Below are 21,489 nucleotides of genomic sequence, written 5' to 3' on the forward strand. Positions count from 1 at the left end.
AGCCATCTTGATCGGCGCCTCTCATCAAGATATGAAGGACGAGTTCGGCCATCTTGATGGGAGCGTGCCGGTGGTCAGCCGAGGAAAGCAGGTCTTGCAAGTCATAAGCGACATTACGGGCGCCAGGGTGTCGCCAATCGATGAAGGCGAGGGTGCCAGCGCCGTGAAGGATGCCATCGACTTCGAGCTTATAGAGGTCCTCACCGAGGACCGAATGGATATCAGCGCGGTGACGGAAAGGCTCCTAAAGGATGCAAATCAGGATTGAGGCCGAGTCGCGACGCGGGCTTCGCGTGATCAGCGAAATCCCAAACATCCCGCTATGCAAGATCGAGGGTTATAACGGGATCGGGAAGACTAGTGCGATCAAGCTGCTGCGCTTATGTACCGGTGAGCAGCCCTTCGCGGACGCCGATCAAGAATGGCGCAGCTTTCGCGACCAGCTCGTAAGGGCCCGTGTGGAGGTTACCGGCCTAAAAGGCGCCGGCTCAATCGAATGGGAGCTAGATGCCAGTCTCTGGCCGCTAAAACCCGAGCCCCTAGGGGAACGTCTCGGCAAGCTATTAATCAATGGCAAGTCCGCTAGCCATGCAAACACTCGCGAGTTGCTTAGCGTTCATCACATCATTGCCGCTGAAACTCCGTTGAGCGTGCTGGCACACCGAGTGGACGCATCCCGTCGGCAGCTTGCAGATTGGCTAGATAATCCAGGCGAGGGGCGGCAGCGCGACATCGATGTCGCGATTGTCGAAGTGCAAAAGCTAATAATCCAGAGCCTAGCTTCGCAGGTCCATTCTGAAGCAAAAGCTGCTGAGGACGCTGCAAAAGTCGGCGGACTAATTTCGTCCGAGCTAAGCGCTCTGCGTCACCGTGTGGAAATCCTGGACCGCGCCGTTGGCGTTCTGGATCGTCTCGAACAGGTTCGAGGGCAGGGCCCCGAGATGGACGACAAGCTCGATCGCCTTAAGAGAGAGTTAGACGACCTTGAGGCGAAGACTGAGGAACTTGACGAGCAGATCACCCAAGCAAGCAGCCGCCAACATCTTGATGAACAGGCCGAGCATGAGTTCGAGAAAGCCACGAAGTTCCTAGTCCGGCAAGACAGGGCATTACGCCATGCCACCACCGAATTGGAGCGTCTAACGGCGGCGGCCCAAGTGGATCCTAGTAATGATCAAATGCTGGCCCTCCAACGGGAGTTGAGCCGCAAGCTCAACGAGCTCGTAGGTCGGCAACCTCAAGTAAACGCGGCACCCATGCTTGTGGCTATTCTGGATGACCTGGCCGAACGGCTCATGGACGCGGAGAGACACGAGCTCGGCCAAACAACGCTGCTTGAAGAGGATGACGGGCGTTCCCCCTGGACCGTCTCGAGTTTACGAGATGCTTGCGTTAAGCAGGCGGCTCGACTTCGAGAGCGCACCCCCTCCGGCGACGCGCAGGAACTCGCCACCGAGATCGACCGTGTTCGTGGACGCATAGATGCCGTCGTGCAGGCAACCGCCAAGCTCACCGAGCTGCAGCAGGCTCAGGCCAACTTTTCCCGGGCCGAGCAGCGTCTTCGGGAGGCTTCTGAGGCACTACCGGCGCAGACAGCGAAGACCGTTGACGACCTGATTAAGACTCGCAATGAACTTGACCAGCAGAGCCGAGTGGTCCGATCTGCCCACGCCCGTCTAGAGCACGCTCGGGAACTCCTGGGTGGGGGCATGACGGAAGACGCCCTGGCGGCAGAGCTATTGCGGCTATGTAGGGAAGCTGGCGTAGAGGTTGCACGCCTCCGAGGGAGGAGTGAGCACGCACGTACGGAGCTCGACCAGCTGACGAGGCGACACGTCCAGGCAATCCAGGTGGCCGAGAGGACGCAACGCCTCTTTCAAGAGCGCAAGGCGCAGGTTGCGCAGGTCGTGGAAGCGTTGACCGAAAGCGACGAGTACGGTTGGCTGCGGAATGCCCTTCCTGTGGTACCGAAGTTGCTCGGTCTCTCCGTAGGCAAACAGGCACAAGAACTCGACATCATATCCGGTCAGCTTGAGCGAGCACGCGACAGGTTGCATGAGCACTTCAAAGCCCTACAAGGGGTCGCCACCGCCCTAGTCCGCCTATACGACGAGCTGTCGGGTACTTCTAGAAGAGCCACGACGCCTACCGTTTGGGACAAAGCTGCACGAGTATGGCTCGCGAGCGAAGTACGTGAATGGTTCAGTGATCCCCTTGTTCGGCAGTCACTATTTGAGGGTGCCGAGAATATTCGCCTAGACTGGCGCGACATGATGGTCCATTGGAGGGCGGAGGGTGAGGAGATGAGTAAACCACTTTCCGGATTTTCTAGCGGCGAACAGGCCTTTGCCTACACCCATGCTCAACTTGTGCAGCTAGAGCGAGAGGATGCTAGAGCGGCGAACCGTCTCATCGCTCTCGATGAGTTCAATGCCTTCCTGGATGCTCAGAGAATGCGCGACCTGGCGATATATCTAGATGAGCGTCGACTCCGCCAGCAGCATGATCAAGTTGTCGTGATCCTTCCACTCGAAACCCTGCCTTCCGCTAACGGGGGAGACAAGATCAAGCGAGCCCGCGTGAGGGAGCTCGAGCAGCGGGGCTACGTTACCGAGGCATTCAAAGTATGACCCATCGAGAGTCTGATTCAGTGCGGACCGCTTTCGGGGCGCCTGCAGTGCTTGCCAAGTCTGAAGCCACGGCCCTCCTCGCCGACCTTTCCCATTTATGGCGCCTCACATACGGCCAGGCGGTTGGAGATCCCCTCGCAGATCTAGCTAAATGCAAGAAGTTCTTCGATCCACTAACTAGGGGCCAGTCGCTGCGGGAAAGGCTCGCCGAATTGCCCAGTACGCCCACAGCCCTTCGGCGCGGCCTCAGTCGGTTAGGACCACCGACGGTCATCGACGGAGGCGATGATGCGCTCTTGGTCGGGGTCGAAGGCCGGCTCTTGATTGAGATCCTCGAAGCGGAGATCACGGTCGATGATGACTTCATCGTCATCTCGCCCTCGAGTGTGACAGACGCCGAACACAAGGCACTGGCGGTCTACCGCTCGTGGTGCGTCGCTAGGTTGACGCAGGTTATCGACCTGCGGAGTGGGCGCGGGAAGGAGGTAATGCAGGCGATTTCCGTCGGTGTGGTGCTTGCACTGCTCGTCAATCGTTCGGATGGACCCGAGAAGGCGGTTGTCCAACCAGATCCCGACTCCCCCGAAAGTGAACTCATTAGTTCAGCAGTCTTTTCCGGCGCAGAGAGATTTGCAAAGGTGATCACAGGATCCGATGGAAGATCAACAAGTGAGCAGCGTTTAAGGGGCGGGTATGGCGTGAGCGAAGCACGCCGCCGACTAGCGCCTAAGCTGGCGGTGGCGAAGAGGGGCGGAGATGTGCTCGTCTACATCCCCGCCGTACATCGTGCGGAAGTAGTCGACTTCATTGCTCGTGATCTAGCACGACGGCCGGGGCTTACGGAAGACAAGCTGGCGGTAGCCTTCGACCAACTTGCTATTGCATTCCGCGCCAAGTCCGGGAACCTAGCGCACCAATCAATGAACTTCGAGCGTCCGGCCGACACAATGGACCTGCGCGCCAGTCTTCTCTCGTCTTTCACTCAAAGCCGCAAGAAGGGCGAAGGGCGCAGCGGCTCAACCGTCGGAGCCTAGCGACGCAAAAGGAGTAGGCGCTCAGAAAGCTCGACCTGGTGTCTGCTTGCATTCTTGGCCCACCGTTGTCCCCGTCGGCGAAGAACGCGATCATCTTCGGCCTTGAACCCAATGCTCTCTGCCAATTCGGCGATAATTGCGGGCGTGTCGACATATACACCGTAAGGTGCGCTGTCTCCAACCAGCCACACGATGGGTGCGTCCGGCTTCATAGCCCACCACAAGTTTGCCAGCACCTTGGCGACGGAAGAGAAGTAGTCGGGAATGACTCGATCGTACTCCTTGCCGCGGGCTCGGGCTAGCCGTTCACTCCTAAGGTCGTCAGTTAGATCGCTAATTCGCTTTGCGATGTCACCGTAGCCCTCTAACGCCTTGCTGGCATTTGCGGCCGAACCTACGCTGCTTTGTTGAGTCGTCGCAGTTATCATCTTCGAACGAATTTTCGAGCACAATTGCGACCAGTTGGCTGCCTCTCCCCAAAAATACATCTCGAGACGAGTCGCGTCGGCGTAGTCGAAATTGTTCAGGTAAGGTGGCGATGACACGCAACCGTGGGCTGAGGCTTGGGGCAGCAAATTCCACGATGCGCTGTCGGTAGAGTCTCCGTGGACGACGTTAAGGCTCAGTTGCTCGTTTTCGCGTGAGGGTACTGCCCGCAAATCACTTGCCATGGCTTCGAGGCGTTGCTGAAATCGCAATAGCGGATCGGCGAACTTCGCCTTTTTGGTCTTAGTTGGATTCTGGTATGGCCATCCTACCCGCACCGAGGCAACATCACGAAGGGTGCTAAGCAGCGCCCACTTGGCATGGATGGACCAAACTCCTGCCTCACCGCTCTTGATGAGGTCACGCAGCGAAATTAGGCGGGCGAGTGCGTCTGGTGCAAAAGACTTGCGCGTCAGTTCCGTCTCGGCGCTGAAGTCTCGATCAACGCCGTCGGAATACTGCCTCGCCAGCCGTACTAAACGGTCTGCTGTCTTCATGCCGCCAGTGAGATCCGTGGGAGCATCTTGCAGCTTCAAGGACGCGAGTTCGGCGATGGCCGGATGCGCCTCGATCCCGAAAAACGAATATCCCATTGTTCGCGCGGAGGTACCAGTAACGCCGGAACCGGCGAACGGGTCAGCAACCAGGCTTCCCTTCGGGAGCTCGAGTTGCTTGAGTAGTAGGGAAACGTAGTCAGAGGCGAAGCCGGCTGGATACCTGAACCAGCGGTCGAAGGCCTCGCTGCTACTCGTCCCGTGACTTCTCCCGCGCCCTGAACCCGGTTCCGTCGGCCACGTCGAGCCGTCATCCGGCATAAAATGGACATCGTCGCCCAGATGGGCTGCGAGAGCAAGGTCGGGCTGTGTGGGCACGCGCCCATTCCACCACGGTGGTCGGCCGAATGCCAGGGAGGGTCTAGATCTTTTCGATCATGGTGCGAGCAGGGTGCGCAGGCTAACGCTACGTGCACGCCATCCTGGCTCGATGTAGTACTCAACAGCAGTGGGGCGGCGAGCTAACTCTGGGTGGACAGCGCTCGCGGCGCCGTCGTCCAACTCGCCAAGCCACTCAAGAGTGCGAGTCCTCTGCCGTGCGTGGTCCCACTTGACGTCGGCCTCGAAGTAGACTCCCGCCACATCTTGTGCAAGGCCTAAGCGTCGCACCTCCACGAGCGCCCGCAAGATCGTCAGGACGAAAGTCAGGGGCGTGGCGGCGTACTGGACATCGCGGTCGCCCCACGGACTATGGAGGAGGTGCCTCGCCATCGCCAAGGCCAGCGTCGCTGCGCGTTCCGGTTCATCGGTCGTCCAAGCCCTTATCTTGCCGCTGGGCACCTGCGCCAAGTTGTCTAGGTAAACGACTGTGTCTTCCTTGAAGCTCTCTGCGAGCGAGATCAACCCGGTCAAGCCTTCCTCGTCGCCGAGGAGTAGGGCTTCGAGCAGGCGGGCAGCTCTGTCCGGAATTGGGTCATCGCGATGCTCAAATACTTCCCGAAGTAGGTTGCGCAGCCCGTCCATCGACGCCACTCGGTGGCGCACATCCTGCTCGGTGCACGCACGCACGAACGGCCGCCAATGCAGCATCTCTCCGTCGGGCAGCAACTGAACATTGCTTCGCGGTTCGGTGCCTGTCAGAAACCAAGCCGCGACGCGGCCGAGGCTGTAGACATCTACTGCCGAAGTAGCTTGCCTGGGGTCGTCGTCCAACTCGGGCGCGTCAAAGCCTGGTGTCCCCATCCTCTGGCCCGGCCGCGTGAGGGCTCGGGAGGCTATCTCGGGCGCGACCCTGACCATTCCCCAGTCTGCCACGACCCATCTCAGTCGCGTGGCGCCAGGCAAGCCTAGGATGTTGCCAGGGGAAATATCTCTATGAATCAGATCCTGTTTGTGTGCAACGTCCAAAGCGTCGGCCAAGTCCAACAGAATCGACGCGATGTCCTCCTCGCCGAGTTCATCGCGAGCTTCATACAGATTCTTGTCGGCTAGCGGCATGGTGTACCACCGAAACCCTGGATCATGATCCCGAATGGGCATGATGTTGGGATGTGCCAACTCTTTCTGTGCGACTATTTCCCGTTTGATGCGATCCCTCGCCTCCGGGAAGGACTTGGCGCGCTTAAGGGCTACCTCAGATTCATCTATCCGATGTACCGCTCGGATCACCTGAGCGAAGGTGCCGGATCCCCGTGGTCTCGGATCGAGGCGGTAGCGCTCCTTGGGCTCGACGCTCGCCTCAGTCGGCTGCATGGCGTCTAGCTTAGAGATCGAATGTCGTTACAACTAGCCCCGATGAGCTGACAATTGCCTCATATCGGGCTCGACGCGAATTTGCGTCGCTGCCTACTCCTTGTCCTCGGCTGCTGTACTAGGCGGCGGCGCGGCTGTGCACCCTGGCCCTGGCCGAGTTCCCTCCTCGGGAGGAGGCGACGGTTCGGTCAAGATGCCGAGCGCTCCGCCGACGCTTGCCGGTGGGACTCCCTGTACCAAGCGTGTTTCTGACGGCGGTTCGTCGGGTTCCCGCCCGCTGCCAGCGGTCGTCGTTTTGTTGGATGCTCTGTGGACTCTCCGGGTCTCGCGCGGGAGACTGGGGGCGGAGTGGCCTGCAGCAAATGGGAGTCCGGCTGCGTGACCTGTTGGCCGCGCACAAGCCGAATAGGAACACCTCCGAAGGGGCTTACGGCTTTCCTTCCAGTAATCGGTAGGTCCTGATAACGGCGCCGACCGCTCCGCGTGTTCGGCTGACACTCTGCTGTTCGACCAAAATGGTTCCAATCTTAACGCCAAAAAGTGCTGCAAGCTCCGGGCCGGCGGCGACTTCCCGCTGTCGGGTCTCGGGCGCGGCACTTTTGTCCGATCCGATCCCGCTTTGGCATGAAGTGGCACAGGTGCCGCGACCGTGCTCGGTAGCGACCAAGCCCGCGTTGCGCAAGACAGTAATGGCCTGACGGATTGTCCCTCGGCTTACCCGGAACTCAGCGGTAAGGACCCTCTCGGTCGGCAGGAGAGCGCCTGGCGGGATGACGCCGCTTTCTATGCGCTCTCTCAGCTCGTCGGCGATGACGCGATAGCGGGGCAGTCCGTAGTGCGGGGTGGGCACCTGCTCACCGTACCTGGCACTTGTCTTACCAAGTGCCAACCAAGTGACCCGTTTCAACGTCTAGACAACTCATCCACTTGTAGATACGTTTCCTAACGTGCGGTCAGGATGACGCCTTGTATCAGGGGTGGTGCTGCGTCAGCTCTGATCGCACCCGACGCGCGGCGTCCTGTCGGACCGGTTGCGGTAGCCGCGCGGACAAGTTGGCTCGGCGATACCCGACCCGTCTGCGTCGGACGGTGCGCCGTGCCTACATCCGGGCCGGTGGCCGGTTGCATTCCCCCGTGGTCGGCCACCGGTCTCCGTCTACCTGTGGAGGTGCGATGTCTGGCTCTCATCGTCGGCGCCGCTGGTTCTCGTCCTGGTGGTCCCGAAAGCACCCGTCGGCGCGGGCCGCAAGTAGCAACGTCTCATCAGGCTCACACCCGGTGTCGATGCCGATGCCGCCGCGGTGGTCGCTAGGGCCGACACGGGAAGTGCCCGTGCTGCGGTACGCGCCGTTGATGACTCGGGCTCAGATGTACCGGGGCAACGGTGGGAGGTGGCCGCGATGACCGGTGCGCGTAAGCCAGCGCCCGCCCTGAGCCACCCGGACTGGTGCGCCTCGGACCGATGCGGTCACCTAATGCCCCCGCTGATGACGCACATGGCCCGTCGTCACCGAGGCCCGCTTCACCGGGTAGGAGATCCGCGGGCGATTGGCGCGATAGTTACGTACCTCATCGGCGCCGACGGGCGGACGCCCCTGGTGGCGTTGCACGCGACAGGCCGGTCCGGGAACGGCTGGGCGGAGCTGTCCCTGATCCAGGCAGGCCAGCTGATCGAGCGGCTTCGGGGTCTGCTCAACGAGGCCGGCCGCGGTGCTGGGGGCGACGATGACTGAGCGCGGTACCAGGGCGAAGAGCGGATCGGGGACGGTGAGCGGGCTTGTCGCGTGCCCGAAGTGGTGTCGGGGCTGCGGGCCGAACGATCCGATGCACCGTTGCCTCATGGCCACGGTCGGGCGGGAGCGCACCGGCTGGGTCAGTGTGCAACTGCTGCTCGACCGCTTCGCACGGCGGGACCTGGCGGTGAAGCTCGACACCACCCGCAATGGCGCTACCCAATCGATCCTGCTCGACCGCATTCAGCTCGACCGGCTCATCTACGAGCTGACCTACGCCCGTCTGCTGATGATGACCAAGGGACAGACTCCGGAGGAGCACGATGGATACCGCTGACCGCCGGATGGCCACCCGGACCTCACCGCTTACGGGGCGGCAGACAACGCGGCCTGCCGCAGCCGTCACCCTCGTGCCCGAGCGGCCCGCAGGCGGGACCGCCTGGCAGACGTTGGAACGTCTAGGGGGTACGGTGACGGGTGTGATCGGCCGGGACTGGCGCCCTCGTTACCTGCAACTCGCGGAAGAGTTGCGGGCGAAGATTACGAGCGGCGAACTGGCACCCGGCACGCTAATGCCGAGCGAAACCGAGCTGGCCGACACCTCCGGTCTGTCGCGGACCAGCGTCCGCAACGCCATTCGTCAGCTTCGTGAGTGGGGCCTGGTCCGGGCGGAGCAAGGGCGCGGCACCTACGTGCGGGCACCTCGTCAGCGGGTACGCCGTCGCAACGCCGAGCGGTACCAATGGGAGAAGGACCGGGTCCTGCTCGATGAGGACGAGCGACTGAAGACCGGCGCCACCGAGCACGACACCGGTCTAACCGTTGACGACCTCAAGTTCCACGCCGAGTACACCCGCGTGGAAGCGGACCAGGAGATGGCGGCGGCCCTGCAGGTCGAGGCAGGTACATCGCTGCTGCGTCGGGTCTACTGGACATCCTCTCGGCACGAGAACGCGCCGCTGACCATGTCGTACTCGTACCTGCCGTACGACCTGCTGGCTGCGAACCCGGACCTGCTCGACGCGGGCAAGGAGCCCTGGCCCGGTGGCACACAGCACCAGCTCCACACCCTCGGCATCGAGCTGGACCGGATCGAAGACGAGATCCGGGCGCGTCCGCCGTCGCCGGACGAGGCCGAGCTACTGGACATCGACCCGGGCGTCTCGGTGCTCACCGTGCGGAAGACCTCTATCGACACCGCTGGCCGGATCGTCGAGGTCGCCGACGTGGTGATGCCGGGCGACCGGACCGAGCTTGTCTACTCGCACAAACTCAAGCGGTGGAGAACTTGACCCAACTCGTCTCGGTCATCACTCCGGTCCACGCGCCCAGCATCGAGTACCTGGCTGGCGCCTACGAGTCGTTGGTCCGGCAGGAGATGCCTGACGGTTGGGACTGGCAGTGGCTCGTCCAAGAGGACGGGCAGACAGGCGCGCTCGCGGGCGTGCTGCCGGATGACCCTCGTATCAGTCTCGGCGGGGGTCGTCCGGGCGGCCCCGGTGTTGCCCGCACCCTTGCTCTTTCCCGAGTCTCCGGGCAGTTGGTCAAGGTCCTGGACGCGGATGACCAACTCACCCCCGGCGCGCTCGCCCGGGACATCGCCGCCTTCGACGCCAACCCGCACATCGGTTGGGCGACCTCCCGCGTCCTGGACCTGATGCCCGACGGGTCGATGGTCGGCTGGGACAAGGATCCCGAGGGCGGAAGGGTCGCCCGCGGTGACGTCCTTTCCTTCTGGCAGGCCAACGGCTACCGCGCTCAGGTTCACCCGGCGACGCTCTGCATCCGCCATGACCTGCTTCTCGCGCTCGGTGGTTGGATGGCGCTGCCCGCCTCCGAGGACACCGGCCTTCTCCTAGCCGCGAGTGCCGTCAGGGAGGGCTACTTCACGCGTGAGCATGGACTGCTCTATCGCAAGTGGCCCGGCCAGGTAACCAGCCAGGCGGCGCACCGGGAACCCGTCGAGTACGAGGGGCGCATGAAGATCATCGAGGCCCGAGCCGTCGCCCTGGCCTCGATGCTGCCTGACGGACTGGCGCTCACTCGTCTGGCGTAGCCTCGTGCCCCAGCATTCCGGGCGTCCGGCGCCGCGCCTTCATCTCTGCCTCATAGATGTGTCGCCGGCCGCCGGCTAGCTTCTCTCGGGCGTACCGCTCGATCTCCTGGAACGCCGCGTAGTAGCCATCGTCGAACTCCTCCATGATCTGGAAGGTCCAACGGCCCGGTAGCACGTTGCGGCCGAGGAGTTCCCGCTCCACCCGGTCCGCGACGTCGTCATGCCCTGCCTCCCGAAGCAGCTCGACTACGCGGTCCAGGGTGAGATCCGCGCCGCCGACGAGCTGGTGAGCGGAGTACAAGTGGCCACGCACTCGATGGATGGTCTCAAGGGCTTTGCTCAACTCACCCAACGCTTCGACCGTCGCGTCATCCACTCCCTCAGGGCGCGAGTGTTCTTCATCAACAGCCGGACTGTTCCCGCTCATGGCCCTTCGTTACCCCCAGCATCTGAAGAGCTAACCGCTTGCAGGTTGCCCGGCAAGTCAACCCTCAACCATCGCATTTCAATGCGCCGTTGCCGCGCATGACACGCAAGCTAATGCCGCAGTGAGACTCGGATTCGACGCTCGTTGATCATTAGTTCCAGGAAACAGAAATGAGTGGCGCTGGTGCACCGCCTGAGAGGCGGCAAGGGTTAGGATCACTGCGCAGTTCTGCTGACTTCCCCTGCGGTGAGGGTCGTCTTTGGACCCCTCGGGAGGCGATCTCCACCGGTCGATCCGAAGGGAGGTGAGCAGGAGTGTCATCCGAGAAGAGTCGGGGTGAAGAGCATCAGCCCGACGAGCGCCGACGGTCGTGGATCTGCGACATCAAGCGGTTGACCTGGTTAATTCCAGTCGTCCGCCTAGCTGTACCGCTGGTCCTGCACCTAAGCGCAACCGTCACGGATGGAGATGAGCCCGCCTCATAGACGAGCTCATCCACCCGGGAGTTCCTCCGCTCTTCCCTAGCAACGGCGGGGCGGAGGGCTTCCCAACTGCCAGTCGTTCACGACGTGGCAGCCGCCTCTTGCGTGAAGCGTTTCACGCATCTAGCCGTTCAAACCTTACTTTGCTCTTGCCCCAACTTACACACCGAGCGTCTTACTTGCAGTATTCGACGCCTACTTGAGGAACATAGTCTCCGGAATTCTTCACGGGGAACTCTCTTGCGGTTCGGCTCATCGGGCCGCCCAGCAGTATGACGGCGTCAAGGCTCACGGCGGCCAATCGAGGCACGGCCGAGGGCGTCCTGGGCGAGTAGGCGGCCGGGTTCGATGCGGCCACGAGGTAGCCGCCCACGTAACGCTGCTGCTGTCGGAGGGCGCGCATGCCGAGCCGGTTATCGCATCGCCTCAGTCGACTTGTTGACTTGTCTGCCAAGCGCCGTCTACCTTGGACTGCAACTTGGCAGACAAGTTAACAAGCTGGAGGTTGAGCGGTGGCTCTGCGAGGCGGCACGAGGTTCGCTGTGCGGTTCGAGGACGTGTTCCCGGCGGGGTGCGCGTTGGTGCCCGAGTCCCTGGGCGAGGTCGAGGACTACGACGAGAAGACGGGCCGGCGGACTCCGGCCAAGGACAAGGTGACCGGCCAGCGGGTGTGGCAGGTGCGGGTGATGGACCTTGACCCTGAGCTGGGGAAGCGGTCGCGGGAGACGACGGTGAAGATCTCCGCCGATTACCAGCCGGTGCCGCCGACGGGCGCGCCGTTCGAGGCGGTGGAGTTCGACGGGATGACGGTCACGCCGTACGTGACGAACAACGGTCGGATGGCGTACTCGCTGCGCGCGACCGGCCTGCGCGCTCCGGCTGGCGTGACCACGAAGGCGGCGGCGTAGCCGCATCGGGTGAGGGCGGGGCTGTCAGGTCTTGGCGGACGGCAGCCCCGCCCTCTGTCTCTTCCCCCTGCTCTGACGAGAGAGGTAGTGACATGTCCAAGCCTATGCCTGCCCACAGGCGGGTGCTGGTCGCGGCTGTGCGGGGTGCGCGATGATCCGCCGGCCGCGTGGCGAAGTCGTGATGACCACGGCCGGGGAACTGATGGTGATCCGGCCGCGCCGGTTGGAGCTGCCGGTCTGGCTGGTCGCCCTGGGCCTGATTCTTCGGTGGCTGTGGCGGGGTCTTTGGTGGTGCGTGCGGCACCCGGTGATCGTCGGCCTGTTTGTGGCTGGGGTACTGCTCTACCGGGAGTTCGGCCGGGTCGGGCTGATTGTGCCGGTAGTCGTGGCGTCCGCGGTCTCGGCGGTCTGGCGGTGGAAGCACGAGGCTTCCTGGTGGGCGTGGTGCGCCGGCCCGATGCTCGGCCGGTTCCGTCAGGTGTTCGTCTACCGACGGGCCTGGCGTGAGGCCATGACGTTGTGCGGGCTGGCGAGAACGTACGACCATCGGCCGGTCCTGCCGCAGCTGTTACGGGTGCGTTCGGATCAGGCACTCGATGTGCTGACCGTCCGCATGGTGCGCGGGCAGACGCCTGAGGAGTTTCAGCGGGTCACCGCGAACCTCGCGTACGCCTTCGGCCGTCGGCATGCCCGCGTCTACACAGAGCGGCCCGACCAGCCGCCGGTGCGCTCCGGGTACTGGGCGCTGGTGCTGAGCGCGGTCGACCGGCTGCGGTATAGGGACCGGCCCTCGCTCGTGTACCTGGTGATCGTCCGCACGGACGCGCTGCGGACCGTTGTCGAGCCGTTCGACGTGCCCACGGTTCCGGACTTCACCGCGCTGCCGCTGGCTCGTCGGGAGGATCTGCGGCACTGGCGTCTGCACCTGCTCGCCACCCACGTCCTGATCGGTGGCGCCACCCGGTCCGGCAAGGGCTCGGTGTTGTGGTCGCTGGTGCGGGCGCTGGCCGGCGGGATCACCTCGGGCCTCGTACGGCTGTGGGTGATCGACCCCAAGGGCGGCATGGAGTTTGCCATGGGCCGGCCGCTCTTCGCCCGGTTCGCCTGCAAGTCGTTCGAGGCCATGGCGGACCTGCTCGACGAGGCCGTGGACGTGATGCGAGAGCGGCAGACCCGGCTCGCCGGAGCGGTGCGGGTCCACACCCTGACCGAGGCTGACCCGCTGGTAGTGGTCGTCATCGACGAGATGGCCGCGCTGACCGCGTACCTCCAGGACGTCGACCTGCGCAAGCGCATCGCCTCCTCCTTGGGTCTGCTGCTGTCGCAGGGTGCCGGGGTCGGGGTCCTCGTGGTGGCCGCGTTGCAGGACCCCCGCAAGGAGGTACTGCCGTTCCGGGACCTCTTCCCGACTCGGATCGCGCTTGGCCTGACCGAGGCGGCTCAGGTGGACCTCGTGTTGGGCGACGGTGCCCGTAACCGGGGTGCCCTGGCCGACCAGATGCCCCGGTGGGCGAAGGGCGTCGGGTACGTGATCCTCGACGGCACCCCGGAGCCGGCCCGAGTGCGCTTCTCGTACATCTCCGACGAGCACATCCGCGAGCTGGCCGCCGAGTACCCGGCGCCGTCCGACGCTGCGGACATCCTCGCCCAGGTCGGCCGGGAGACCGCCGACGAACCGGCCCGACCACCACTGCCTCGGCAGCGTCGCGGCCCACTGTTGCCGGACTCCCTGCTCAACTTCCTCGACCAGGACGCGGACGGGGGTGAGTCGCGGTGACCACCCCGAGCTTCTACCGGCTCCGTGCCCCGAATCCGGACGGCTCGACCAGCACGGCCGTCTCCGTCCGTGTCGACCCCGAGCGGCCGGACCCGTACCCGGTCTATCTGGCCGTCGGCGGTGGCCGGCGCCGCATGTACCTGACGCCCGACGAGGCGTGGGCGCTCTGGCGCTGCCTCTCCGAAGCGGTCGCCACCCTCGGCGAACCGCCCGACCACATCCGTACCCGCGTCAACCCGGCCCGGAGGTAACCGATGTCCCTCAAGCGACTCTTCCTCGGCACCCACCGGATCAAGCCCCTGCACGTCGAGCTGGACGGCTCCCCGGACCGGCTCGCCGCCGCGCTGCACGGCCTGGCGCACATGGTCAACCGCCGTCGGGACCTCGACGGGCAGAGCATCCGCATCACCCTGACCGTCCGCAACAACGGGAGCGGCCGATGAGGATCGAGTCCGGCGTACGAATGCTGATCCTGATCGCCATCGGCGTCATGGCCGGCGCCGCCGCCTTCACCCACGTCCACGACCTGACCGTGGCGCACGGACAACCCGACTGGATCGGCTGGGCCAACGCCGTAGCCGTCGAGCTGATGGCCATCTACCTCGGCCTGGAAATCCGCGCCCGCCGTCGAGCCGGTCGACCGGTCGGCATGGTCGGTGTGCTCCTGGTCGCGTTCTCCCTGCTGTCGCTCGCCGCGCAGGTCGCCGAAGCTGAGCCGTCCGTCTGGGGCTGGATCGTCGCGGCCGTGCCGTCGCTGGCCTTCCTCGCCTTGGTCAAGGTCGTCCTCTCCGGCGCAGGGGCCACCACAGCGCCGCCAGAACCGGAACAGCCACAGTCTGACTGGTACGACGAGCCCGAGCAGGTCGAGCCGGTGTCACCCGCCCCGGTCGAGCCGCCCGCCCCGGCTGCGGTGCTGGCTTCGGTCCGCGTTGTTCAACCCAACCGGCCCCAGGTCGTGGGGATCATCCGATGACCGCTCCGACCCTGCCCGGCCTCGCCTCCGCCGCCCCGGCCCCGGTTGCTCCTCGGCCGGGGTCGCGGGCGGCCCGCATGGCGCTGCCCCGCTCGGTCGACTTGCTCAAAGAGATCGCCACCGAGTACGGCGTCTGCATCCGTCCCCTCGCGATGCGCCGGACCGACCTCGACACCGGCCTGACCGAGATCATCGACCTGCCCTGCGGGGCAACCCGCGAGGACAAGTGCCCGCCGTGCGCCAAGAAAAACCGCCGGCTGCGGCAGGCCCAGATCCGCGAGGGCTGGCACCGCGACGACGAGCCGCTACCCGGCCCGGAGCCGGCGACCGAGGCGCAGAAGTCGCTGATCCTGTTCCGGGCGCACCTGGAGTTCTCCCGCGACGAGGCGGTACGCGCCGCACAGTGGGACCAGGTCACCGACCTCGACGAGGCAATCCGCGAGGTGGAAGAGGCCATCGCCGCTGAGGGCCTGCGCGGGCGCGTCGGGCCACCCCACGCCAGCGTCGACGACGACCAGGACGAGGAGCCCGGCCGCCGGCGCAAGCGCTCGACCAAGCGGCGTCAGGACGCACCCGACCTGCCCCGGCGCAAGGTCGAGCGGCGCACCGTCGGCAAGACCTACACCGCCTCGGACGGCACCACCTACCGCCCGTCGATGTGGCTGACCCTCACCCTCGACTCGTACGGCCCGGTCCGCCCGGACGGCACCCCGGTCAACCCCGACCGTTACGACTACCGCCGGGCCGCCTGGGACGCCGTGCACTTCCCGCGGCTGCTCGACCGGTTCTGGCAGAACCTGCGCCGCTGTGAGGGCTGGAACGTCCAGTACGCCGGCTGCGTCGAGCCGCAACGCCGACTCGCCCCACATGCGCACTTCGCCATCCGGGGCACCATCCCTCGCGACGTGCTGCGCACCGTGGCGGCGGCGACCTATCACCAGGTGTGGTGGCCCTCGGTCGACGTCCAGCGGTACACCCTTGACCGGCTTCCCGTCTGGGACGAGCAGGCGGCGGCGTGGGTCGACCCGGACACTCGCGAGCCGCTGACCACCTGGACGGAAGCCCTCGACGCCATCGACGACGACCCGGACGCCGAGCCCGTGCACGTCGTGCGCTTCGGCGCCCAGGTCGACGCCCGCCGCGTCATGCCCGGCACCGAAGACGCCGAGCGCACCATCCGGTACCGCCCGGCGCCTGGGCCACGGCGTCGCCGTCCTGCTCCGCGTCTACGCCAACTGCATCGATGGGGGAGACGACACCATGAACGACAAGATCGGGGAGGCACTCGGATGACCACGCTCCGCCATCGTGCGAAGATCTCGGCATGTCTGTTCTCCGAAAGGACCATGCCGCGTAGACGGCCCAGGGAGCTTCGGCGCTCCCTCTCGACACGCTCGGCCTCGTCCCGCTACGGGACAAGGACCTACCGCTTCTCAATGCTTCCCGGTCTGTCAGGCCGAGGTCTGACCGCAATCCGGAATCTTGAACTCGCGCGGCTGTGGCCCGGTGCCGTGGCCGAGGTGCTTGAGATCTGGGAAGAGATGGTGCGGCATCCGGCCCACCGGATACGTGATCCGGGCTACCGGGCAGCTGAGGAATTCCACTTGGAATATCTCAGTCCGGCTGGTGCGCGAGCGGTCCTCGAAGTCGTCGCCTACGCGCTGCCCAAGCAGGACGCCCGGACGTTCCGACGACGCCTGGCCGTGCTGGACGAGATGTGGTAACCAGCGGAGGCCTCACTCTGCCTGAAGGCCGGCGTCGGGCCGACCGAGGTCGCTCAGCGGCTGGGTCACGCCGTCGCCGTCCTGCTGCGGGTCTCCGCCAACTGCGTCGACGGCGACGACACGATCAACGACAAGATCGGCGAGGCACTCGGATGATGTCGCAGTTTGCTGCCACCATCGTTGCTGTGGCAGTGAGCCGGGAGCATCGAGGGAAACGTATGAGCGCCCTTATTGCTGGAGGCGCTACCTGGGCAGCGGCGTCTGCTGGCTACTCGGAAGCCCCGTCGCGATTCCAGCTGATCATGTCAGGCGTCGCTGCTGCCCTCGCAGCCGGCGCGGCGGTCTTCAGCCCCGAGGCGCCGGCGCGATCGGCCGACTCAAAAAAAGCTCGGTCTTGCTATGAAGTCGCTCGGTTGCGATCGCTCGACTGGACTACGGGCTTAGGACAGGCGGCGGCTCTCAAAAAACCCCCGAAGCTTAGGTTTGGACTGTAAGAGGCGACTGTGGGGCGTGGGCAGATGGTGGGCGGCCGAGCGTCATGAGGTTGGCCACCGAAGCGAAACAGCAGGTCAGGCCACCTTTGCCCGGCAAGATCGTTGACGCCCTGTAAATCCGTCGCGAAAGCTACAGAGGTTCGAATCCTCTACCCGCCACCAGGGAACGGCAAGGCCCTTGACCTCCGGAAACGCGAGTCAGGGGCCTTTGTCGTCTCCTGCCGTAGTTGACCGCCGTTGCCCCTGAGCGACCGGCCGATCGTGCACGTATCGGGCACGCGAGGGGGCTGACTGCGGTGAGCGAGTTTGAGGAGTTAAGGCTCACCATCGCGGCACCTTGATGTCGTCCGCGGCGAGGACGATCTGCTGACCATCGCCGACCGCCCCGCGTTCCGGCTCGCCGGCCACGCAGCCCGGGTACCGCTGATCCACCACGGCATCAACCCGCACATCCAGCAGCACATCACCGCACTGCCCCAGGAGGAGCATCTCCGGCTGAAGGCCCTCGGCGACACCGATCCGGCTGGCCTGCTGCAAGTCTCCGACGACGTCGACCCCGATAGCATCGAGGGCAGCGAACTGACCTACCTGCAGGGGGTTGCTGTCTCTCGGGGCACGCCGGCCCCCGACGATCTCGACGCCATCGAGGTGCCGGCCGGCACGTGGGCGGTCTTCCGTACCGCCGGTCCCTATCCGCATGCACCGCAGACGGCCTGGGCCGCGACCGCGACCGCGACCGAGTGGTTTCCCGCCAACCCGTGGCGTCTGCGGCAGGGGCCCTCGATCGTCGCGATCCTCGCGCGGGCGGACGACTTCAGCACCGCGACCTGCGAGCTGTGGCTGCCTGTCGAACCGATCTGACGTACTGGCTGGTGTCGCCGGGCAGCCTCGCTGTCGTTCCCGTCACGGCACATGCGGCGCGGTCGACGCGTGGCTGTCCGGTGTCCGGCCCGCTGCCGAAGACGTCGCCGCGGGCGCGACCCCGGCAGCCGACGACGCGGACTTCCGCTACCGACCCCACAGCGTGTTGCGCCGTCGGGCGGCGGGAACAGTCGGGTCCGCGTCAGGCTATTGAAGCCCATGACAGCGACCGCTACCCTCGGTGACGAGCTGCCGCGCCGAGTGATCATGGCAGGAGACGTCGCCGCTCGCTCGCTGCCACTGTCCGGTCAGGGCAGTTCGACCCGCCGCCTGTTAATTCACTTAGACGAGATACGTGAAACTTGCGCTCTTGGTCTCTTCTTCGTCGCCGCGATCCGGTGTGCCCGGCGGTGATCTGCACAGACGTGCCATGTCGTCGGTCCGGACGTCTTCCATCGCGCGACGACCGGACGGGCCGAGCGTGCTGCCGCTTTCCAGTTCACCGGGCGCTGTGGCACCATCGTGGAAACCTTCACCGTGTCTGCCCACCCCACAGGAGCACAGATGTCCACTCGACGCCTGGGCCGCCTGCTCGGCTCCCTCATGCTGCTCGTCGGCTTGGTTGCCCTGCCGGCGCTCGCGATGGATTCTCAAATGCATTTGTCGGACTACAACTGGCAGATGCCGGTGGTGCACTCGCTCCTCCCGTGACGGTGAGTGAGGGCTGATCCGGCAGCGCCGACTCCGGCCAGCTGATTACGGCGAGGGGACGGCAGTGTTACGACAACCATCCCCTCGCCGTAGCACAGAGCACGCATGGCTGATCACCGGGCCACTCGCGCTCTGCGCTGCGGTCTTCTGCACGGCACTCGGTCTCACCGCGCGTCCGGCCATCGGTGCTTGGCCGGTGACGCTGCTGCTGACGGCGGCGATGGTGGCCGCGACGTTGCCCGTCATCAACATCGTCGTACGCCGGCAGGCGCTCGGCGTGACCCTCACCGAGATCCCGCTCGTCCTCGCGCTGCACCTGCTGCCGCCGCTCTCCGTGGTGCTGGCCTACACACTGGCCACACTCATCGTCCAGATCCGGCGCAAACTCGTCCCGGCGAAGTTCTGGTTCAACGTGGCGCTCGCCGCGGCCGCGACGTCGGTGGCCAACCTCGTGCTCGTGGCGCTGCCCGAGACCCAGGGTGTCGGCCCCGGAACGTGGGGCATCCTGCTCGCCGCGGTCGGCACCCACACGCTCGTCACCCTGGCCGCCGTGGTCGCCGTGATCTCGGTGGTTCAGGGCTGGCAGGCGGGGCTGGAACTGGCCCGCTCGGCCCCGCCGACGCTGATCACCGCGGCCATCAACCTCTCCATCGGCCTGCTCATCATCATCGCCTTCGTGACGACGCCCTGGGCGCTGCTGCTCTTCGGCGGGCTCGCCGCCGCGTTCCTGATGGTCTACCGGTCCTACGCACAGTTCCTCCGCCAGCACCGGACCTTGGCCGACATGTACCAACTGACCAAGGCGATCACCGAGAGTGGTCCCGACGGCACGCTGGTCGACACGCTGATCAGCCGGATCCGCAGCCTGATGCAGGCCGAGCACGCCACCCTCTGGATGCCCGCGCAGGGCCGCCACCCCGAGGTGCTGTTGTCCTCACAGGAGGGCAAGCCCGGTCTGCTCGACTCGGCGCCGACGCCGGCGCAGCTGCGGGACGTGGCGGTGGCCAGGAAGGGGACCATCGCCCTGGGCCGGCGTCTCGGCGGCGAGCCCGAACTGCGCGGGATGCTGACGAGGGACCGCGTCAAGGACGTCATCGTGATCCCGCTGCGCTCCGGAAAAGCCGTGATCGGCACCATCGAGGTGGTCAACCGGCTCGGCGACACCAACCACTTCGCGCCGGCCGACATCCCCGTCTTCGAGACGGTGGCGGCGCACGCCGCGGTGGCGTTGGAGAACTCCCGACTGGTCGACCGGCTGCGGCACGACGCGTACCACGACCTGCTCACCAAGCTGCCCAACCGCCGGCGCATCACCAGCGCCCTGGCCGAGTCGGTCAAGATCGGGGCACCCGACGAGGTGGTTGCGCTGCTCCTCTTCGACGTCGGCGGGCTGCGCCAGGTCAACGAGTCGCTGGGGCACGCGGCCGGCGACAAGGTGCTCGCCGAGGTCGCCGCTCGGCTCCGTGCGTCGGCGCCGTCGTCGGCTCTGGTCGGTCGGGCGGGCGGTGACGAGTTCCTGGTGACCATGCGGCTGGAGAGCGTCGAGGCGGCGGTGGAGCTGGCCGCCCGACTGCGTGAGCAGATCCGCGACGAGATGATCTTCGACACGCTCACCCTGGACGTGGACACCGCGGTCGGCGTCGCCGTGCACCCGGATCACGGCAGTGATGCGGCGACGCTGCTGCAACGGGTCGACCTGGCCGCCAACGCGGCGAAGTCGGTGCCGGGCAGTGTCCAGCTCTTCAACCCGGCGTTGGAGTCCCGGTCGCTGCGCCGGCTGGGCCTCGCCGGCGACCTGCGCCGCGCCCTGGACGACGGAAAGCTGGAGGTCTACTTCCAGCCCAAGGTCACGCTCCGGGATCGGCGCCTGGTCGGGGTCGAGTGCCTGGCCCGCTGGGACCATCCGACCCACGGCACGGTGGCCCCGGAGGACTTCGTCGCGGTGGCCGAGCACACCGGCCAGCTCAGCCGCCTCACCGAGCTCGTGCTCCACGAGGGGTTGCGGCGCAGCCGGGACTGGGCCCAGGCCGACCAGCCGCTCTCCGTGGCGGTCAACATCTCCCCACGCTCGCTCACCGACCAGCACTTCCCCGACCGGGTCAGGGAGCTGCTCGACGAGTACGGCGTACCCCCGCAGCGACTCACCCTGGAGATCACCGAAGCCGGGGTCCTCGACGGCACGGAACGACCGATCCCCACGCTCCGCCGGCTGCGCGAGATGGGCGTACGCCTCTCCGTGGACGACTTCGGCACCGGCGACTCCTCCCTGGCGCATCTACGCCGGCTGCCGATCCACGAGGTGAAGGTCGACCGTTCCTTCGTGCAGGGCATGGCGACCGACCCGGGGGACCTGGCCATCGTCAACGCGGTGGTCACCCTCTCCCAGCAGTTCGGGCTGGCCGTGGTGGCCGAGGGGGTGGAGAGCGAGTTGACCTTGGAGCTGCTCCAGGACATCGGCTGTGAGATCGGGCAGGGCTTCCTCTTCAGTCGTCCGCTGCCGTACGAGCGCCTGGAGGCGTGGTTCGGTGCGCAGGTCGACCCGGAAACGATCTCCGCCGGTGAGCTTCCCCGGCTGCGTGTCGTGCCCTGAACTGGGGAAACTCCGCCCCGGGGGATCCGATTTCCTGTGTACGGCAGGGCCGTGTAGTCTTACCTCTGCGCGCCCCACGGGGAAGATCGCGCAGGCCCCCTTAGCTCAGTCGGCAGAGCGTCTCCATGGTAAGGAGAAGGTCTACGGTTCGATTCCGTAAGGGGGCTCTAGGGTCGCTGGACCCACCACGGCGGTGTAGCTCAGATGGCAGAGCAAGCGGCTCATAATCGCTGTGTCGCCGGTTCAAGTCCGGCCACCGCTACTCTCGTCCTCCGGGGATGACCCGGCGGTCAGTGAGAGGGGCGCCGTAGGCGCCCACTTTGCATGTCCGCGTCATCAGCGCGTACGCTGATACGC

19 protein-coding genes and 2 tRNA genes are annotated in these 21,489 nt (G+C 65.4%); 17 read left to right on the forward strand and 4 right to left on the reverse strand.

Annotated features, from left to right (window positions below):
• Positions 1–31: 31 nt before the first annotated feature.
• The 3 genes from D7044_RS29295 to D7044_RS32200 are packed head-to-tail and all read left to right on the forward strand — an operon-like array spanning position 32 to position 3,664.
• Entirely contained in the window at positions 32–268 is a 237-nt protein-coding gene (locus D7044_RS29295; protein ID WP_120690832.1) for a hypothetical protein, read from the forward strand.
• Positions 252–2,630, forward strand: a complete 2,379-nt coding sequence (locus D7044_RS32195; RefSeq protein ID WP_147434740.1) for a coiled-coil domain-containing protein — start codon at positions 252–254, stop codon at positions 2,628–2,630. The genes D7044_RS29295 and D7044_RS32195 overlap by 17 nt, the downstream gene beginning before the upstream one ends.
• A gap of 47 nt (positions 2,631–2,677) precedes the next feature.
• Positions 2,678–3,664 carry a hypothetical protein gene (locus tag D7044_RS32200; RefSeq protein WP_147434741.1) on the forward strand — a complete coding sequence of 329 codons (987 nt, stop codon included), beginning with the start codon at positions 2,678–2,680 and terminating at the stop codon, positions 3,662–3,664.
• Here the strand turns inward: D7044_RS32200 and D7044_RS29305 are convergent.
• The 3 genes from D7044_RS29305 to D7044_RS29315 form a co-directional block, all read right to left on the reverse strand.
• Entirely contained in the window at positions 3,661–5,022 is a 1,362-nt protein-coding gene (locus tag D7044_RS29305; RefSeq protein ID WP_147434742.1) for a DNA methyltransferase, read from the reverse strand. The two genes, D7044_RS32200 and D7044_RS29305, sit on opposite strands and share 4 nt — an antisense overlap.
• A gap of 57 nt (positions 5,023–5,079) precedes the next feature.
• Positions 5,080–6,396 carry a serine/threonine-protein kinase gene (locus D7044_RS29310; RefSeq protein ID WP_120690835.1) on the reverse strand — a complete coding sequence of 439 codons (1,317 nt, stop codon included), beginning with the start codon at positions 6,394–6,396 and terminating at the stop codon, positions 5,080–5,082.
• Positions 6,397–6,823: 427 nt separating this feature from the next.
• Positions 6,824–7,246: a GntR family transcriptional regulator gene (locus D7044_RS29315; protein WP_120690836.1), complete on the reverse strand. Its 423-nt coding sequence runs from the start codon at positions 7,244–7,246 to the stop codon at positions 6,824–6,826.
• Between the two features lie 989 nt (positions 7,247–8,235).
• On the opposite strand from D7044_RS29315, the gene D7044_RS29325 reads away from it, so the two are divergent.
• The 3 genes from D7044_RS29325 to D7044_RS29335 all read left to right on the forward strand — a co-directional run bounded on the left by D7044_RS29325 (position 8,236) and on the right by D7044_RS29335 (position 10,185).
• Positions 8,236–8,466 carry a precorrin-4 C11-methyltransferase gene (locus tag D7044_RS29325; protein WP_233565161.1) on the forward strand — a complete coding sequence of 77 codons (231 nt, stop codon included), beginning with the start codon at positions 8,236–8,238 and terminating at the stop codon, positions 8,464–8,466.
• Between the two features lie 142 nt (positions 8,467–8,608).
• Positions 8,609–9,421, forward strand: coding sequence for a GntR family transcriptional regulator (locus tag D7044_RS29330; protein ID WP_233565162.1), 813 nt, complete (start codon positions 8,609–8,611; stop codon positions 9,419–9,421).
• Positions 9,409–10,185, forward strand: coding sequence for a glycosyltransferase family 2 protein (locus tag D7044_RS29335; protein WP_233565163.1), 777 nt, complete (start codon positions 9,409–9,411; stop codon positions 10,183–10,185). The genes D7044_RS29330 and D7044_RS29335 overlap by 13 nt, the downstream gene beginning before the upstream one ends.
• Here the strand turns inward: D7044_RS29335 and D7044_RS29340 are convergent.
• Positions 10,169–10,612: a hypothetical protein gene (locus D7044_RS29340; RefSeq protein WP_120690839.1), complete on the reverse strand. Its 444-nt coding sequence runs from the start codon at positions 10,610–10,612 to the stop codon at positions 10,169–10,171. The two genes, D7044_RS29335 and D7044_RS29340, sit on opposite strands and share 17 nt — an antisense overlap.
• 994 nt (positions 10,613–11,606) lie before the next feature.
• Here D7044_RS29340 and D7044_RS29345 point away from each other — a divergent pair.
• From D7044_RS29345 to D7044_RS29390, 11 genes are all read left to right on the forward strand, one after another.
• Positions 11,607–12,002, forward strand: a complete 396-nt coding sequence (locus D7044_RS29345; protein ID WP_120690840.1) for a transcriptional regulator — start codon at positions 11,607–11,609, stop codon at positions 12,000–12,002.
• A gap of 181 nt (positions 12,003–12,183) precedes the next feature.
• A complete protein-coding gene (locus tag D7044_RS29350) occupies positions 12,184–13,779 on the forward strand; it encodes an FtsK/SpoIIIE domain-containing protein (protein WP_120690841.1) in 1,596 nt (531 codons plus the stop codon).
• The gene (locus tag D7044_RS29355) at positions 13,776–14,030 is read left to right on the forward strand and encodes a hypothetical protein (RefSeq protein ID WP_120690842.1); all 255 of its coding nucleotides are present in this window, start codon (positions 13,776–13,778) and stop codon (positions 14,028–14,030) included. Before D7044_RS29350 ends, D7044_RS29355 begins: the two co-directional genes overlap by 4 nt.
• A gap of 3 nt (positions 14,031–14,033) precedes the next feature.
• Entirely contained in the window at positions 14,034–14,222 is a 189-nt protein-coding gene (locus tag D7044_RS29360) for a hypothetical protein (protein WP_120690843.1), read from the forward strand.
• A gap of 20 nt (positions 14,223–14,242) precedes the next feature.
• Positions 14,243–14,752 (forward strand): DUF2637 domain-containing protein, encoded by a 510-nt coding sequence (locus tag D7044_RS29365; protein WP_120690844.1) that lies wholly within the window; start codon positions 14,243–14,245, stop codon positions 14,750–14,752.
• Positions 14,749–16,476 (forward strand): replication initiator, encoded by a 1,728-nt coding sequence (locus D7044_RS29370; RefSeq protein WP_233565165.1) that lies wholly within the window; start codon positions 14,749–14,751, stop codon positions 16,474–16,476. The genes D7044_RS29365 and D7044_RS29370 overlap by 4 nt, the downstream gene beginning before the upstream one ends.
• Before the next feature lie 920 nt (positions 16,477–17,396).
• Positions 17,397–17,831, forward strand: coding sequence for a GyrI-like domain-containing protein (locus tag D7044_RS29375; RefSeq protein WP_233565168.1), 435 nt, complete (start codon positions 17,397–17,399; stop codon positions 17,829–17,831).
• Positions 17,832–18,395: 564 nt separating this feature from the next.
• Positions 18,396–18,542, forward strand: a complete 147-nt coding sequence (locus D7044_RS32500; protein ID WP_158609411.1) for a hypothetical protein — start codon at positions 18,396–18,398, stop codon at positions 18,540–18,542.
• A gap of 64 nt (positions 18,543–18,606) precedes the next feature.
• Positions 18,607–21,132, forward strand: a complete 2,526-nt coding sequence (locus D7044_RS29380; protein WP_233565166.1) for a putative bifunctional diguanylate cyclase/phosphodiesterase — start codon at positions 18,607–18,609, stop codon at positions 21,130–21,132.
• A gap of 94 nt (positions 21,133–21,226) precedes the next feature.
• Positions 21,227–21,299, forward strand: a tRNA-Thr gene (locus D7044_RS29385).
• A 22-nt stretch (positions 21,300–21,321) separates the two neighbouring features.
• Positions 21,322–21,394: transfer RNA gene (locus tag D7044_RS29390), tRNA-Met, on the forward strand.
• The last annotated feature ends 95 nt before the right edge of the window (positions 21,395–21,489 follow it).

The organism is Micromonospora musae, from assembly GCF_003626635.1.
GTDB classification, from domain to species: domain Bacteria; phylum Actinomycetota; class Actinomycetes; order Mycobacteriales; family Micromonosporaceae; genus Micromonospora; species Micromonospora musae.